This is a genomic window from Pseudomonas sp. DCA-1 (assembly GCF_046523955.1).
Taxonomy (GTDB): domain Bacteria; phylum Pseudomonadota; class Gammaproteobacteria; order Pseudomonadales; family Pseudomonadaceae; genus Aquipseudomonas; species Aquipseudomonas putida_Y.
Window position 1 is genome coordinate 3,267,180 of the sequence record NZ_CP169881.1, and the last position, 15,830, is coordinate 3,283,009.

Below are 15,830 nucleotides of genomic sequence, written 5' to 3' on the forward strand. Positions count from 1 at the left end.
GCGCCCCTCTGCCTCACCCTTACCTCCATAACAACGCCAATAAGGAGGTCAGCATGATTCGAGGGTCCACTGAACTGGTCGCCATCGTCGGTTCGCCCATCGCCCAGGTGAAGTCCCCGGAAAATTTCAACACCTGGTTCAACCATAACAACTGCAACCTCGCCATGCTGCCCATCGACCTGCACGAGGCGGCGCTGGACAGCTTTGCGGATACCCTGCGAGGCTGGCAGAACCTACGCGGTTGCGTGGTCACCGTGCCTTACAAGCAGGCGCTGGCCAACCGCGTGGACGGCCTGAGCGAGCGCGCAGCTGCCCTGGGTTCGGTCAATGTGATACGCCGCGAGCGCGACGGACGCCTGCTGGGCGACAACGTGGACGGCGCCGGCTTCCTCGGCGCTGCGCACAAGCATGGCTTCAAACCGGCGGGCAAACGGGCACTGGTGATCGGTTGCGGCGGTGTTGGCAGTGCCATTGCCTATGCACTGGCTGAGGCAGGGATCGCCAGCATTACCCTCAGCGACCCCACCACAGCACGCATGGGTGCTGTATGCGAACTGCTCGGCAACGGCTTCCCCGGGCTCACGGTCAGCACACAGTTCAGTGGGCTGGAAGACTTCGACCTGGTGGCCAACGCGTCCCCGGTCGGCATGGGTACCCGCGCAGAGCTACCGTTGTCCGCCGCCCTGCTGGCCACCCTGCTGCCAGACACCCTGGTCGCCGACGTGGTCACCTCACCCGAGATAACCCCGCTGCTGAACCGCGCGCGGCAAGTAGGTTGCAAGGTCCAGACTGGCCCTGAAATGGCCTTCGCCCAACTGGGCCATCTTGGCGCCTTCATGGGCGTCACGCCGTCGGAGATCTGAGGCTATGACGACTCTGGAGCACACACGCAACAGCTTCGACCTGGTTGTGCTGGGCAGCGGTGCCGGTGGTTTCGCCGCTGCCGCCACAGCATCCCGCCGGGGGCTAAAGGTGCTGGTGGTGGAAAAGGCCGAACGCTTTGGCGGCACCTCGGCGATTTCTGGCGGCGCGGTGTGGCTGTATGGCACCGACCAAGCCCGTGACGCCGGCGCCAAGGATTCTCCCGAGGCAATGCGCACCTACCTCAAGCAGGTCATCGGCGACGGCTACGACCCCGCCTTGGGCGATGCCTTCATCGAGCATGGTCACCAAGCGCTGCGCTGGCTGGAGCAGAACACCGAACTGCGTTATGCCCTGCGCCCACTCTCACCCGACTATTACCCGGATGCACCCGGCGCCACTCAGTTCGGTCGGGCGCTGGAAATGGTCGAATACGACGGCAAACACCTGGGCACACGCTTCAAGGACCTGCAGATGCCACCGCCCGGCATGCTGCTGTTCGGCGGCATGATGGTCAACCGGGTGGATATCCAGCATTTCCTCAGCATTCGCCGCTCACCCAGGTCGCTGTGGCATTGCCTGAAGCTGATGGCGCGTTACGCGCGCGACCGCCTGCAGCACCCACGCGGCACCCGGCTTACCACTGGCAACGCATTGATCGCCCGCCTGGCCACCAGCGCCTTCGCCCACGGCACGCAGTTGTGGTTACGCAGCGAGGCCGTGGAGCTGATCGCCGAGCACGGCGTGATCACGGGCGTGGTCGTACAGCGCGAGGGCCGCCGTGAGCGGGTAATGGCCCGTGGTGGCGTGGTGTGCGCCATGGGCGGATTCGCAGCAGGCGCAATGGCCGCCAGCTACCGCCCTGCTCAAAAGGCGCCGCACCTGACCATGTCACCACCGGCAAACGACGGAGCCGCCCTGCGCCTTGCCCAGGCCGTGGCAGCAGCCGAGGGCGAGAGCCTGGCGGCCAACTTCTTCTGGGCACCGGTTTCCGAACTACGTCATGCCGATGGTGAACGTGAGCGCTTCCCGCACCTGGTCACCGACCGCGCCAAGCCGGGCGTAATTGCGGTAGACCAAGCCGGGCGGCGCTTCGTCAACGAGTCCGACTCCTACCACCACTTCGTGCACACCATGTTCGCCAACGGCATTGCCAGCTGCTGGCTGGTCTGCGATGCCGAGGCAATGAACCGGTACGGGCTTGGCCTGGCGCGGCCCAAGCCCGTCAACAACCAGGCGTTGATCGACGCAGGCTACCTGTATCGGGCCACCACATCGCAGGCACTGGCCCTGGCCATCGGCGTCGATCCACAGGTGTTTGCGCAAACACTTGCACAGTTCAACAGCGATGCCGGCAATGGCATCGACCGCGCATTTGGCAAAGGCGGCAACAGTTACAACCGCTACATGGGCGACCCGCAACATGCGCCCAACCCATGCTTGGCCCCCCTGACCAAGGGGCCGTTCTATGCCATCCGCATTCACACCGGCGACCTCGGTTCAGCCCGTGGTCTGGTGACCAACGCCGATGCCAACGTGCTGAACCGCAGCGGTTTGCCCATTCCCGGGCTGTATGCGGTCGGCAACGACATGAACTCACTGATGAAGGGCACCTACCCCGGCCCCGGCATCACCCTGGGCCCTGCCCTCACCTTCGGCTGGCTTGCTGCCAACCACATCACCGCGCGCCTGCAGGCGCCGGCTACCCATACGGAGAACCCGGCATGTACTACGAACTGAGAACCTACACCCTCGACCCCTTGAAAATGGCCGACTGGCTGGCCCTGTACCAAAGCCACGCACTCGAGGTGCAGAGCGAACACCTGGGCAACCTGGTGGGCTTTTTCACCAGCGAGTTCGGCGACGTCAACCAAGTGGTGCACATCTGGGGCTATGCCAGCCTCGACGACCGCATGGCGCGCCGCGCAGCCATGGCGGCAGACTCGCGCTGGGCGGAATTCTCGCGACGCAACCGCGAGCTGGGCGCGGTACTGCGCCTGCAATCGCGGCTGCTGCGCCCGACCGGTTTCTCACCGCTGCAGTAAGCCACACACCACCTCTTCCAACAGCCGAGCGGACCCCTTCCATGCCCCCCCTTGAATGTGACGTACTCGTCATCGGCTCCGGCGCCTCAGGCCTGGCTGCCGCCGTAACCGCCGCGCATCATGGCCTGACAGTGGTCGTCGCGGAAAAAGCCAGCCAGCTGGGCGGCACCAGCGCCTGGTCGGGGGGCTGGTTGTGGATACCGCGCAACCCTCTGGCCATCGCCGAAGGCATCGTCGAAGCCGACGATGCCCCGGAGCGCTATTTGCGTGCGCAAACCCACACCCGCGAGTTGGACCCGCGTCAACGCGCCTTCCTGCGCCATGGTCCGGAAATGGTGGCGTTCTTCCAGCAACACACTGCCGTGCAGTTCCAGTGCGGTAGCCGTATGCCCGACATGCGTGAAGGCGATGGCAGTGCACGCGGCGGTCGCTCGCTGTGTGCATTACCTTACGACGGGCGACGGCTAGGGCCTTGGCTGCACAAGTTGCGCCCGCCGCTGGACATCGTCAGCCTGGCCGGCATGGGCATTGCCGGAGGTGCCGACATGGCTGCCTTCTTCAACACCACACGCTCGCCAAAGGCAGCGCTGCATGTTGGCAAGCGCCTGTTGCGCCATGGCCGAGACCTGCTGCTGCACCGTCGCGGCCTACATCTGGTCAATGGCAACGCGCTGGTAGCGCGCCTGCTGCGCAGCGCCCTTGATCGTGGCGTGACATTGCTGACCGAGAAAGCGGCCAGCCGACTGTTGTTGTGCGAAGAACGGGTCAACGGCGCGCTGTTTGCCGACGGCCAAACGATCTACGCACGGCGTGGTGTGGTGCTGGCGTGCGGTGGTTTCCCACATGATCGCCAGCGTATCTCGCAACTGATGCCGCACGCGCCGGACGGTGACCAGCATTACTCCGCTGCGCCCAGGGAGAATAGCGGTGACGGTTTGCGCCTGGGCGAACAGGCGGGTGGCCAGGTGTCTGCGGCAGGCGCCCACGGGGGCGCCTGGGCGCCGGTATCGCAGGTACCGCGCGGCAATGGCCATTTCGGCCATTTTCCACACCTGATCGACCGCGCGAAGCCCGGTTTCATCGCCGTGCGCCGCGATGGTCGGCGCTTCGTCAACGAAGCCGATTGCTACCACGACTTCATGAACGCGCTTTTCGCCGCCACGCCGCAGGCTGAGCAGCCGGAGGCCTGGCTGATCTGCGACCATGCTGCGCAACGACGCTATGGCATGGGTTGGGCCAAGCCCTTTCCCTTCCCTACCCGCTTCTATCAGCGCAGTGGCTATTTGCACAGCGGCGCTACCCTGGCGCAACTGGCGCAGCGCTGCGGGATCGACGCCGAGCAGTTGCAGCGCACGGTGGAGGGCTTCAACCATCATGCGGCACAAGGTGAAGACCCAACCTTTCTACGTGGCGCATCGGCCTACAACCGGGCCCAAGGCGACCCGCAGCAGGCACCTAACCCGTCGCTTCGGCCGTTGCTGAAGGGGCCGTTCCATGCGGTGAAACTGCTGCCAGGCAGCCTTGGCACCTTCGCCGGCCTGGACACAGACGCCTCAGCCCGCGTACTGGACCACGAAGGGCAGCCGATACCCGGGTTGTTTGCAGTGGGTAACGACATGCACAGCGTGATGGGTGGGTACTACCCGAGCGGCGGCATTACCCTTGGGCCAGGGATGACCTTCGGGTATCTGGCCGGTAGAGCGTTGAGCGGGGGCTGTGCACATCATTGATGTCGGTTTTGCGCGCATCAGGCAACCAAGGCCAAAGCCTTCTACCCTTCAGTGACGTGAATACCTGCCGCGCCCGCCGGCCAACGCAACCGTTCGATAACCGAACAGTAGCCCGTCTCTCGAATTGACGCTGCCGTCTTCACTGCTCACCATGCACCGGCCTTGCGTGCCCCCCTGCCTGGGAAACGATCACGCACCCGTAGCACCGCAGCTGAATACAATTTCAAGAAACGAGCAGTCTATGAACCACTCCAAGATCCCCCCCGCCGCGCCCCGGATGTCCCAGGGCTCGATCGGCGACAAGCTCCGCGGCGCCTTCGGCGTCGGCAAGACCCGTTGGGGCATGCTCGCCCTGGTGTTCTTCGCCACCACCCTGAACTACATCGACCGCGCCGCCCTCGGCATCATGCAGCCCGTGCTGGCCAAGGAAATGAGCTGGACGGCGATGGACTACGCCAACATCAATTTCTGGTTCCAGGTCGGCTATGCCATCGGCTTTCTGCTGCAAGGCCGACTGATCGACAAGGTCGGGGTCAAACGGGCCTTCTTCTTCGCTGTACTGCTGTGGAGCCTGGCCACGGGTGCCCACGGCCTGGCCACCTCGGCGGCAGGTTTCATGGTTTGCCGCTTCATCCTCGGCCTGACCGAGGCCGCCAACTACCCAGCCTGCGTCAAGACCGTGCGCCTGTGGTTCCCGGCGGGTGAGCGGGCCATTGCAACGGGGCTGTTCAACGCCGGTACCAATGTTGGCGCCATGGTCACCCCTGCGCTGTTGCCGCTGATCCTGGCTGTGTGGGGCTGGCAGGCTGCGTTCATCGCCATGGGCAGCCTGGGCCTGGTGTGGGTCGTGCTGTGGGTATTGAAGTACTACAACCCTGAAGACCACCCCCGCGTGCGTCAGAGCGAGGTGCAGTACATCCAGCAGGATGATGAGCCCGAGCCGACCCGCGTGCCGTTCAGCCGTATCCTGCGCCTGCGTGGCACCTGGGCTTTTGCAGTGGCCTATGCGATGACCGCGCCAGTGTTCTGGTTCTACCTGTACTGGCTGCCGCCGTTCCTGAACCAGCAATACAGCCTCGGCATCAACGTGACCCAGATGGGCATCCCGTTGATCATCATCTGGCTGACGGCAGACTTCGGCAGCATCGGGGGTGGCATCCTGTCGTCGTGGCTGATCGGCCGTGGCGTGCGTGCCACGACAGCGCGGCTGGTGTCCATGCTGATCTTTGCCTGCACCATGCTCAGCGTCATCTTTGCCGCCAACGCCAGTGGGCTGTGGGTCGCGGTGGCGGCCATCTCGATCGCGGTAGGCGCGCACCAGGCGTGGACGGCGAATATCTGGAGCCTGGTGATGGACTACACACCCAAGCACCTGGTGAGCACCGTATTCGGCTTCGGCAGCATGTGTGCGGCAATTGGCGGGATGTTCATGACGCAGATTGTCGGCAGCGTGCTGACCGCTACCAACAACAACTATGCCGTGCTGTTTACCATGATCCCCGCCATGTACTTCCTGGCGTTGGTGTGGATGTATGTCATGGCACCGCGCAAGGTCGAGAGCGCCTGAGAGCGCTAGTCACTTACCTCTACGGGGCCCTTGCGGGCCCTTTTTTTGGCTTGGAGTTTCTTGAGAAGCGGACAACGACAATGCAGCGTTCGGTGTGGGTTCACTCGCGAACGTGGCGTAGCCGGTGCCATGCGCCACGTTCGCTCGATCAGACCGCGGCCAACACCGCCTGGGCTTTCTCCAGCGCCATGCGCGCGCGCTGCTCGCCGCTGATGCCCTGCTCCAGCAATTGCCGCGTGGGGATTTCCAGGCTCAGCGGCACGCTAGGCGGCAAGGCGCGCAACAGGCCAACCAGATCGGCATCGCCATCACCCGGGAAGCGTCGCTCGTTACGCGCCTGGCGCAGGATCTCGTCCATGTCGGCCGGTACCGGACCAGCAACGTCACACAGTTGGGCATAGCGCATGCGCTGCGGCTTCAGCTGCGCCAGGTCGTCCAGTGAAGAGCCGGAGCGGTTGAAGTGGAAGGCATCTACCAGTACGCAGCCATTGGCACGGTCGGCGTTGGCCACGACCCGCATGGCCTGGCGCAGGTCACGTACGTCGGTCCAGGGCATGAACTCCAGGTGAGGGTGAATGCCGTATTGCACCGCCAGCTCGCACAATGCGGCAAAGCGTTCGGTCAGGCGCGCTTCGTCGGGGTCGTTGCCCGCTACCAGCAATTCAGTGCCACCCAACCCGGCGCCCACCGCCAGGATCGCTTCGAAGTCGGCCACACAGGTTGCCGGTTCAAGGCGCAGGATCTCCAGGTCGAGCACCTTGATACCCGTGTCGCGCAGGCGCGCCTGGGTTTGCCGGCGCAGTTCGGCATCGGCTACCAGCGGGAAATGCCGCTCCTGTTCGGTGGCGGGTACCAGCCGTAGGCCGACATGGCTGTAACCCGCTCGGGCGGCGGCCTCGACCATGTCCGGTGGAGACAGCTCGAGCACCGTCAGGGCCGCGAGGGAAAAAATTCGATCAGTCATTTATCATCACCAGCAATAGTAAGGTTGTATCAGCCAATGTGCTCGGGCGCGCAAGCCCGACCGCTTTGGGCTGCCTGCCTTATCGCTTCGATCAGCGCCAGTGTGCGCCCCCCGTCAGCAGCGTCGATCAGCGGCACCTGTTCACCCCGGGCAACCCGCACAAAATGCTGCAATTGCAGGGTCAATGCCTCGCCGGCGGGGATGCTTTCCGAGCTTTGCAACAGGGGCGTATGCCAGCCCGAGCCTGCCTCGGCGTAATGCCAGCGCTTGAGCTGGGGAATGCTCAGTGCTCCTTGGGTACCGGCCAGCAGATAGCACGGCTGGCCATCCTGGCGCGGGTACACAGGGCTTTCGCCACTGTCCAGCTCCCAGCTCCACGGAGCAGCCACCGCGTCAGACCCGGTCAGGCTGCCCAGGGCACCGTTGGCAAACTGCAACAGCACTGCGGCGCTGTCTTCGTTGGCAAAACCGCGTACATCGTTGCGGGTGAAGGCTTGCACCTGCACCACCTCGCCGCACAGGTAACGCAACAGGTCAAGGTCGTGGATCAGGTTGGTCAGCAAGAAGCCGGCCCCTGGCTCGCGACGCCAGGGCGTTTCGAAATAGCTGTCGGGCTTTTGCAGCTGCCATAGCGCGGTGACGTTGATCAGACGGCCCAGTTTGCCTTCGCTGATCACCTGGTGCGCCCTGGCGATCAGCGGATTGTGTCGGCGATGGTGACCGACAAGCACCGGCACACCCTGGCGGTTTGAAGCTTCCACCAGTGCACGCACTTCATCCAGGTGCACCCCCACCGGTTTTTCCACCAGCACCGGCACCCCAGCCTCGACACAATCCAGGGCGGTGGCGACATGCAGGTTGTTGGGGTTGGCGACAATCACTGCCTCGGGGCGAACTCGCTCCAACATTTGCCGGTGGTCGGCAAAGCAAGGCACGCCGCAGTCGGCGGCGAAGGCCTCGGCCTGCGGGCCGGGGTCGGCTACCGCACACAGTTGGGCTTGCGGCACATTGCGCAAGTGCTGGTAGTGCTGCCGGCCCATGATGCCGGCGCCAATCAAGGCAATACGAAGGGGTGCGTTCAACAGCCTGTCCTCTTGTCATTGTTGTTATGAAATTCTGAAACCAGGTTCCAAAATTCACACTCGACAATTTAGAACCAAGTTCAGCTTTTCAGAAGAACGGGCGCAACAGACTGTGCGGTAATCGACCGGAATATCCCCTCAGGCAAACAGCTCGCTGGCTGGGCTGGCCGCCGACAGCTCTTCTGCCGCCGCCAGCAATAGCGGTGCCAGCGCTGTAAGGCGGCTCTGTGCCAGCCGCGCGCTGGGCCCGGCGATGCTCAGCACGCCGATCACCTCGTCACTTTGCGGGCGGCGTATCACTGCGGCCAGGGCTGAGGTGCCGATGGCGGAGGTCTCCTCGACCCAGGCATAGCCACGCTCGCGGGCGCGGTGCAGGTAGGCGAGCAATTCATCGGTGGAGCGTGGCGCGTTCGGGCCGAACTGGTCGGGGTCGGCAATACCTTGGCGCAACACCATCTGCAGCGCCTGCTCATCGTCCAGGCTGGCCAGCCAGGCATGCCCGGAGGCGGTATAGAACAGCGGCGCGTCGCGCCCCATATCCGGGTCGTAGCGCAGCCCGGAGCGGGCCCCCTGGGACTTGGCGATCCAGGTTTGCCGGGCACCGTCGATCACCCCAAGGCGCACGAGTTCGCCGCTGTCCTGGGCCAGGCGGTCAAGAATCGGCTGGATGATGTCGGCACCGCTGCTGGCGAGGTAACGAAAGCCCAGCGCTACCAGCTTGGCCGACAGCTGATAGCGGCTGCTTTCCCGGTTCTGGCGCACGTAGCCCAGCCGCACCAGCTCAGTGAGCATGCGGTGGGCAGCGCTTTTGGGAATGTCCAGGCGCTCGGCCAGGGTTTGTAACGGCAGCCCTTGGGGTTCACCGGTAAGGCTTTCTACAAGACTGAAGGCGCGTTCGATCTGACTACCAGCCATGTCACAGGTCCCTGATTTTTTTGCGGATTCTAGAAGATGATTCCACATCGTCGCCAGCCAGCGCAGCTCGGGCCACCTCGAATGTCCGATGATCGCCCAGTTCTTGCCTGACATGCCCGACCTGACCTTGCAGGACCACCCGCCGCCGATAAAAATGTGGAACATTGTTCCAATAAAAACACAGGAAACCCGCAATGTCTTCCGCTCCTCTCGAAACCGCATGCGATGTACTGGTCATAGGTTCTGGCGCCGCCGGGCTGGCGGCGGCCGTCACGGCTGCCTGGCATGGGCAGAAGGTGATCGTGGCGGAGAAAGAACGGGTGTTTGGCGGTGCCACCGCCTGGTCCGGCGGCTGGGCCTGGGTGCCACGCAACCCGCTGGCGCGCAGGGCCGGCATCGAGGAAGACATCGAGCAACCGCGGACTTATCTGCGCCATGAGCTGGGGGCAAACTACAATGCCGAGCGCGTCGATGCCTTCCTTGAGGCGTGCCCGCACATGGTGGCGTTTTTCGAGAAGTACACGGCGTTGCAGTTTGCCGACGGCAACGGCATCCCGGACATGCATGGCGATACGCCGGGGGCAGCTCTTGGCGGCCACCAGGTGATCGCCGCGCCCTACGATGCCCGCGAGGTTGGCGCCCTGCTGCCACGCTTGCGCAAGACCATGCGCGAAACCTCGTTCATGGGCATGCCGATCATGGCCGGTACCGACCTTGCCGCCTTCCTTAACATGACCCGCTCGCCCAAAGCCCTGCTGCACGTGTGCAAGCGCTTTGGCCGCCACCTGTACCACCTGGCCCGCCATGGTCGGGCCATGCACCTGGTCAACGGTGTGGCGCTGGTGGCGCGCCTGGCTAAATCCGCACAGGACCTGGGTGTGCACCTGCAAGCGTCGGCGCCGGTCAAACGCCTGCTGATCGAGGATGGCCAGGTACGCGGGGCGTGGGTCGCTACGCCACAGGGCGAGCAGCTGATCCGCGCCAAGGCCGTGGTGCTGGCGGCAGGTGGTTTCCCCAATGACAACGCCCGGCGCCAGCAACTGTTCCCGCGCGACGCCAGCGGCCACGATAACCTGGCGCTGCCGCCCAAGGGGTGTTCTGGTGATGGCCTGCGCCTGGGCGAATCCGCCGGCGGTGTGGTTGCCACCGACCTGAAGTCGCCGGTGGCCTGGGCACCGGTTTCACAGGTGCCGTATCGCGACGGCAGCGTCGGCCACTTCCCGCACATTATCGAGCGCGGCAAACCGGGCGTTATCGGCGTGCTGGCCAACGGCAAGCGTTTCGTCAACGAAGCGCATGGCTATTACGACTATGTGTCGGCCATGGTCGCTGCAGTGCCGCAAGGTCAGGAGGTGTGCTCGTGGCTGGTTTGCGATCATCGCTTCTTGCGCCGCTATGGCCTGGGGCATGCCCGCCCGGCACCGCTGCCGGTAGGCCCGCATGTGCGCAACGGCTACCTGAAACGCGGTGCCACGCTCGAGCAGCTCGCCCAGGCCTGCGGCATTGACCCGTCCGGGCTGCGCGCCACGGTCACTGACTTCAATACCCATGCCCGCAGCGGCCAGGACCCGGCGTTTGGCCGCGGTTCCACGCCGTTCAACCGCAAGCAGGGCGACCCACGGCACAAGGGCCCTAACCCGTGCGTAGCGCCCATCGAACACGGGCCGTTTTATGCGGTGAAAGTAAAGCCCGGCTGCTTTGGCACCTTTGCCGGGTTGCGCACCGACGGCAATGCCCGTGTGCTGGATGAGGCCGGGCAACCGATCGCAGGTCTGTACGCAGCAGGTACCGACATGGCCAGCGTGTTTGGTGGCTGGTACCCGTCGGGCGGTATCAACCTGGGGCCGGCGCTGACTTTTGGCTACGTCGCCGGGCGGCACATTGCCGGGGTGCAGGGGTATGAGTGAGCTGATCCACAATATACGGGTGGTCGGCACGCTTCAGGAGGACGCAGGGAAAGGCCGTGGCGCTTGAATCGAGCGCCACGCGGTCTGATCTTTCAGCGTTGTCGTCCCTCCGCTCACAGGTCACGCTGCGCTGTGCTCCTGAATCTGCTCAAGCCAGTAGGCCACATCCACCTCGTCGATCTGCTCGGTGCGCAGGAAGCGCTCGGCATATTGGCGATATACCCCGCTGCTGAGGAACAGCTGTAGCAATTGGCCATCGACGTGTCCCTCGCGGGCCATGGACACCAGGATCTTCACCGACTCGGACAGGGTCTTCGGGGGTTTGTAAGGCCGGTCTGCTGCCGTCAGGGCTTCGAAGATGTCGGCAATCGCCATCACCCGCTCGGCGACGCCCAGGTCCTGCCCGCCCAGGCGGCGCGGATAGCCGCTGCCGTTCATCTTTTCGTGGTGGTTGCCGGCGATGTCGGGTACCCGCTTGAGCTGGCGCGGGAGCGGCAGCGCACTGAGCATGATGATGGTCTGCACGATGTGTTCGTTGATCTTGAAGCGTTCTTCGTCAGTCAGCGTGCCACGGCGGATCGACAGATTGTACAGCTCGCCGTAGTTGCTGGCGTGGCCTGGCAGATGCATGTCGAACCCCCAGATATTCCGCGGGTCGTCCTTGACCACCGGCGGCGTGCGGGTGCCCCAGGGCACGCAGTGTTCGGGGCGGTCGGCCAGCAATGGCTCCTCTGTCGGTAGTGCAGGCTGCGGCACGCCGACAAGGCGTTCCGCTTCATCCCGGGAGATGCCCAGGCGGTTATCGAAATGGCGCAACCAGCGACGCTTGCCGATCACCTTCAAGCGCTGGATATCGGTGTCCTGCATGAACTCGCCGCCGATGTTGGCCTGGGCGACGAAAGCGAAGTCGTCCTGCAGCTCGGCCTGGCTTCGGCTCAGTGCGGCTTTCAGTACCTGCTGGTCGACGCCGCTGGCCAGGCCTTGCCAATAAGCCAGCTCCGCATCGCGCCACAGCACTTCGAAACGCATGCGTACTTCGTGGATGCGGTTGTACAGGGTCTCCAGCTTGGTCGCCTTGTCCACCACGTACTCGGGGCTGGTGACCTTGCCACAATCGTGCAGCCAGGCTGCCACACGGAACTCGTATCGCTCTGCCTCGGTCATGCTGAAGCTGGCGAACGGGCCGTTGTCGGCTGCCACTGCCTGGTCCAGCAGCATCTGCGCCAGTTGAGGCACCCGCTCGCAGTGGCCACCGGTATAGGGGCTCTTGGCGTCGATGGCGTCTGCCAACAGCTTGATCATGGCGTCCAGCAGCCGTTGCTGGGCTTCGACCAACTGCCGGGTCTCGATAGCCACTGCAGCCACACCGGACAACTCCTCGACAAAGCGCCGGAATGCCTCGCCTATCCGCTCAGGCGCCTGCTCTTCGTCCATTTGCAGGACCAGGATGCCCAACAGTGCCTGGCTACGGTCATTCAGCACGACGGCCAGACTGCGCTCATGCAGGCCGAGGGCCCGGGTCACTGCTGTAGCCAAGTGCTGCCGTGCGCCTTCATCCACTGCCAGTTCGCTTGGGTATTGCTCACCGCGGCACGAGGCGGCCAGGCGCAGCAAAGCCTGTTCGGCGTCGTACAGGTACACCACGCCGGCGTCGCCCGCGGCAGCTTCCACCAGATGGCTCAGCACGCCATCGAGCATGCGCTCCAGGTTTCGCTCACGGCTGAGCGTAAGGGTAATCGCCTGATAGTGGCGAATCGTACCGGCCATTCGGCTCAACACGCGGCTCAGTTCACGCACCTCGGAAACCCGCGAGTGCACGCCCACCTCACGGCTGAAATCAAAGCTTGCCAAGCCTTGAACCTGCTCGCGCAACAGCCGCAGCGGGCGGCCAATACGCCGGCCAAGCACACCGCCGAGCACCAGCAACACAGCCATCAGCGCCACGGTCCAGAGCAACTGCTCGAACAAGACTTTGCGTGCCCCTACCAGCAGCTCGTGGCCAGGTACGGCAATCAGCACTTGCAAGTCGTGCCCGGCCAGAGTGGTCAGCTGCACGCGAATGCCATACCAGGTCTGGCCGTCCACCTGATAAGGCTGGGGCTGGTTGCCCGTCGGCATGTCAGCGTATAGCCGCGCCAGGCTGGGAGCGCCCAGCTCGGCGATACGCGACAGGCGCACGCCTTGCCCTTCATGCACGATTGCCCGCTGCGGGTCCGGATAAGCCACAACATCGCCCCGGTCATCGACCACAACGATCTCGGTACCCGGGGTCATGCGCAGGTCCTGAATCTCACTGGCCAAGTCGTTGACCGAAACGTCCAGGCCGATCACGGCCCCACCGTCGACGCTACGTTGGGCCATGGTCAAGCCGACCTCACGGGTGGTGAAGAACACATAAGGGCGGGTCAGCACTGTAGCGGGCTGTACCGTGGCTTCAGTGAACCAGGGGCGCAGGCGTGGATCGTAGCGATAGTCAGGTTTGGCCTGGGCCTGCAACAGCTTCAGCGCCCGATCATAAAAGCGCCACTCGCCCTGCACCTTGGCGCCCTCGCCATGGCTGACGCTCTGCACCAGAAATGCCGTGCCCGGTGGGGCCGCGAAACGCTGCATCAGTTGCGGGTCACGCAGGCGACGCACCAACAGGAACTCGCCGCTGGGGTAACCCAGATAGGCGGCGCTGAGCATGCGGTTGGCGTCCAGCATTTCCACCAGCTGTGGCAGCCGATCCAGACGCTGTGCCTGGGTGTGAAGCGTCGTGTTGTGGGCAAGCAGACGGATGCTGCTTTGCGCCGGCTCGATCAGGCGCCTGGCGCGCTCATCGATGGTCTTGGCAACCTGCTGGGCGGCATCGCCAGCAGCAGCCACGAGGGTCTGGCGAATACCGCGATAGCCCTGCCAGGCCAGGGCAGCGCCGAGCAGCAGCATGCCCAGCACGATGGCCAGCGCCACCAGCCACTGCAGTGAAATACCACGTCCTGTATTGCCAACAACACGCCCCGTCGACACGCAGCCCATCCCAGGTACTCCATGTGCGGCACATTGCCTTGGCTGATTTCTGCAGCAGTGTAGAGTGCGCGTGAGCTTTCTGCCGGGCCGGCAACACGTTTACAGACGAGCGTGCAAGGCTTTGTACCGCGACATAGGCGACGTGGGCCATGATCAGGGCATCAGCCGCGCAACTGGTACCAGGTGGTCTTGAGCTGCGAATACTTGTCGAACGAATGCAGTGACAGATCGCGGCCAAACCCCGACTGCTTGCCCCCACCGAACGGCACCGTCACATCCAGCGCATCGACCGTGTTCACCGATACGGTACCGGCTTTCAACGCCCGCGCTAACCGATGCACCTGGTTGAAGTCGTCGCTCCAAACCGAAGCTGCCAGGCCATAGATGCTGTCGTTGGCAAGGCGCACCGCTTCTTCTTCCGTGTCGAAGGCGCTGACCGCCAGCACTGGGCCGAATACCTCCTCCCGCGCCAGGCTCATGCGGCCCTCGACACCGGCAAAAATGGTCGGTTCGATGTAGTTGTCCGAACCTTCGATGTTCAGGCGTCGGCCGCCACACACCAATTGCGCGCCCTCTTGCCCGGCACGCACGATGGCGGCCTCAATGCGGCCGGTCTGTTCGGCATCGACAATGGCCCCGGCGCGGCTCGCCGGATCCAGCGGGTTACCGGGCAGCCACTGGCGAGCCTTGACCTGCAGGCGCTCGATGAACTCATCGTGAATGGCACGCTGCACGTACAGCCGCGAGTTGGCCGAACACACTTCGCCCTGGTTGAAGAAAATGCCAAAAGCGGCTTTCTCCGCAGCCAGGTCCAGGTCCTGGCAGTTGTCGAACACCAGGTTCGGGCTCTTGCCGCCGCACTCGAGCCAAACCTGCTTGAGGTTGGACTGCGCCGAGTACTGCATGAAGTACTTGCCCACCTGGGTGGAGCCTGTGAACACCAGGCAGTCCACATCCGGGTGCAGGCCCAGCGCCTGCCCGGCCTGCTCGCCCAGGCCTGGCACCACGTTCAGTACGCCTTCCGGCAACCCCGCTTCCAGCGCCAGTTGGGCCAGGCGCAGGGCCGAGAACGGTGATTGCTCGGCGGGCTTGAGTACCACGCTGTTACCGGCAGCCAGCGCCGGGGCCAGCTTCCAGGCGGCCATGTCGAGCGGGAAGTTCCATGGCACCACGGCAGCGACCACGCCGAGGGCTTCGCGGGTGATGGTGGCCAGCGCATTGGCAGCAGTGGGCGCCACCTGGTCATACAGCTTGTCCAGCGCCTCGCCGTACCAGGCGAACACATGGGCAGAACCCGGCACGTCGATGTTGTAGGCGTCCATCACCGGCTTGCCCATGTTCAGCGAGTCCAGCAAGGCCAGTTCTTCACGATGGGCCATGATCAGCTCGGCCAGGCGCAGCAGTACTTTCTTGCGCTGGCCCGGCGCCATGCGCGGCCAGGGGCCATGTTCGAAGGCCCGACGGGCGCTGGCGACGGCCAGGTCGACCTCGGCCTGGCCGCAGGCGGCTACCTGTGCCATCAGGTTGTTGGTGGCGGGGTTGATGGCTGCGAAGGTGGCGCCATCCTGTGCATTGACGGGTTTGCCATTGATCAGCGCTTTGGATGGCAGGTACAGGTCCGAGGCGCGTTGTTGCCAGAATTCGAGGGTGAACATTTGTACTCCAGGCGACCGCGGTGGCGATCATTTTTTGCGGAAGTAACAGGTACCGCACAGTCCGCAAGCGCGCCGCGCCTCCTCTGTGGGAGCGGACG

11 protein-coding genes are annotated in these 15,830 nt (G+C 64.2%); 6 read left to right on the forward strand and 5 right to left on the reverse strand.

Features of this window, described 5'->3' with window-relative positions:
• The first annotated feature begins 53 nt into the window (after positions 1–53).
• The 5 genes from ACE4QZ_RS15380 to ACE4QZ_RS15400 all read left to right on the forward strand — a co-directional run bounded on the left by ACE4QZ_RS15380 (position 54) and on the right by ACE4QZ_RS15400 (position 6,203).
• Positions 54–863 (forward strand): shikimate dehydrogenase family protein, encoded by an 810-nt coding sequence (locus ACE4QZ_RS15380; RefSeq protein ID WP_021784808.1) that lies wholly within the window; start codon positions 54–56, stop codon positions 861–863.
• A 4-nt stretch (positions 864–867) separates the two neighbouring features.
• Positions 868–2,601 carry an FAD-dependent oxidoreductase gene (locus tag ACE4QZ_RS15385; RefSeq protein WP_021784809.1) on the forward strand — a complete coding sequence of 578 codons (1,734 nt, stop codon included), beginning with the start codon at positions 868–870 and terminating at the stop codon, positions 2,599–2,601.
• On the forward strand, positions 2,586–2,906 hold the full coding sequence (locus ACE4QZ_RS15390; protein ID WP_003250862.1) for an NIPSNAP family protein: 321 nt from the start codon (positions 2,586–2,588) through the stop codon (positions 2,904–2,906). Before ACE4QZ_RS15385 ends, ACE4QZ_RS15390 begins: the two co-directional genes overlap by 16 nt.
• A gap of 41 nt (positions 2,907–2,947) precedes the next feature.
• Entirely contained in the window at positions 2,948–4,636 is a 1,689-nt protein-coding gene (locus ACE4QZ_RS15395; protein WP_021784810.1) for an FAD-dependent oxidoreductase, read from the forward strand.
• 241 nt (positions 4,637–4,877) lie between these two features.
• Entirely contained in the window at positions 4,878–6,203 is a 1,326-nt protein-coding gene (locus tag ACE4QZ_RS15400; RefSeq protein ID WP_021784811.1) for an MFS transporter, read from the forward strand.
• A 148-nt stretch (positions 6,204–6,351) separates the two neighbouring features.
• Here ACE4QZ_RS15400 and ACE4QZ_RS15405 read toward each other — a convergent pair whose 3' ends face one another.
• From ACE4QZ_RS15405 to ACE4QZ_RS15415, 3 genes are all read right to left on the reverse strand, one after another.
• Complete coding sequence (locus ACE4QZ_RS15405) at positions 6,352–7,167, reverse strand: sugar phosphate isomerase/epimerase family protein (protein WP_021784812.1); 816 nt, start codon at positions 7,165–7,167, stop codon at positions 6,352–6,354.
• A gap of 29 nt (positions 7,168–7,196) precedes the next feature.
• Positions 7,197–8,249: a Gfo/Idh/MocA family protein gene (locus ACE4QZ_RS15410; RefSeq protein WP_021784813.1), complete on the reverse strand. Its 1,053-nt coding sequence runs from the start codon at positions 8,247–8,249 to the stop codon at positions 7,197–7,199.
• 138 nt (positions 8,250–8,387) lie between these two features.
• Positions 8,388–9,164, reverse strand: coding sequence for an IclR family transcriptional regulator (locus ACE4QZ_RS15415; RefSeq protein ID WP_021784814.1), 777 nt, complete (start codon positions 9,162–9,164; stop codon positions 8,388–8,390).
• 194 nt (positions 9,165–9,358) lie between these two features.
• Here ACE4QZ_RS15415 and ACE4QZ_RS15420 point away from each other — a divergent pair, with 194 nt between their 5' ends.
• Positions 9,359–11,071: an FAD-dependent oxidoreductase gene (locus ACE4QZ_RS15420; RefSeq protein WP_021784815.1), complete on the forward strand. Its 1,713-nt coding sequence runs from the start codon at positions 9,359–9,361 to the stop codon at positions 11,069–11,071.
• A gap of 120 nt (positions 11,072–11,191) precedes the next feature.
• Here ACE4QZ_RS15420 and ACE4QZ_RS15425 read toward each other — a convergent pair whose 3' ends face one another.
• Positions 11,192–14,086, reverse strand: coding sequence for an HD domain-containing phosphohydrolase (locus tag ACE4QZ_RS15425; protein WP_021784816.1), 2,895 nt, complete (start codon positions 14,084–14,086; stop codon positions 11,192–11,194).
• Between the two features lie 152 nt (positions 14,087–14,238).
• Positions 14,239–15,732 carry an aldehyde dehydrogenase gene (locus ACE4QZ_RS15430; RefSeq protein WP_021784817.1) on the reverse strand — a complete coding sequence of 498 codons (1,494 nt, stop codon included), beginning with the start codon at positions 15,730–15,732 and terminating at the stop codon, positions 14,239–14,241.
• Positions 15,733–15,830: the final 98 nt, after the last annotated feature.

Coding starts and splice junctions, on each gene's coding strand:
- ACE4QZ_RS15380 (WP_021784808.1), top strand. CDS start 54: ATGATTCGAGGGTCCACTGAACTGGTCGCCATCGTCGGTTCGCCCATC.
- ACE4QZ_RS15385 (WP_021784809.1), top strand. CDS start 868: ATGACGACTCTGGAGCACACACGCAACAGCTTCGACCTGGTTGTGCTG.
- ACE4QZ_RS15390 (WP_003250862.1), top strand. CDS start 2,586: ATGTACTACGAACTGAGAACCTACACCCTCGACCCCTTGAAAATGGCC.
- ACE4QZ_RS15395 (WP_021784810.1), top strand. CDS start 2,948: ATGCCCCCCCTTGAATGTGACGTACTCGTCATCGGCTCCGGCGCCTCA.
- ACE4QZ_RS15400 (WP_021784811.1), top strand. CDS start 4,878: ATGAACCACTCCAAGATCCCCCCCGCCGCGCCCCGGATGTCCCAGGGC.
- ACE4QZ_RS15405 (WP_021784812.1), bottom strand. CDS start 7,167: ATGACTGATCGAATTTTTTCCCTCGCGGCCCTGACGGTGCTCGAGCTG.
- ACE4QZ_RS15415 (WP_021784814.1), bottom strand. CDS start 9,164: ATGGCTGGTAGTCAGATCGAACGCGCCTTCAGTCTTGTAGAAAGCCTT.
- ACE4QZ_RS15420 (WP_021784815.1), top strand. CDS start 9,359: ATGTCTTCCGCTCCTCTCGAAACCGCATGCGATGTACTGGTCATAGGT.
- ACE4QZ_RS15425 (WP_021784816.1), bottom strand. CDS start 14,086: ATGGGCTGCGTGTCGACGGGGCGTGTTGTTGGCAATACAGGACGTGGT.
- ACE4QZ_RS15430 (WP_021784817.1), bottom strand. CDS start 15,732: ATGTTCACCCTCGAATTCTGGCAACAACGCGCCTCGGACCTGTACCTG.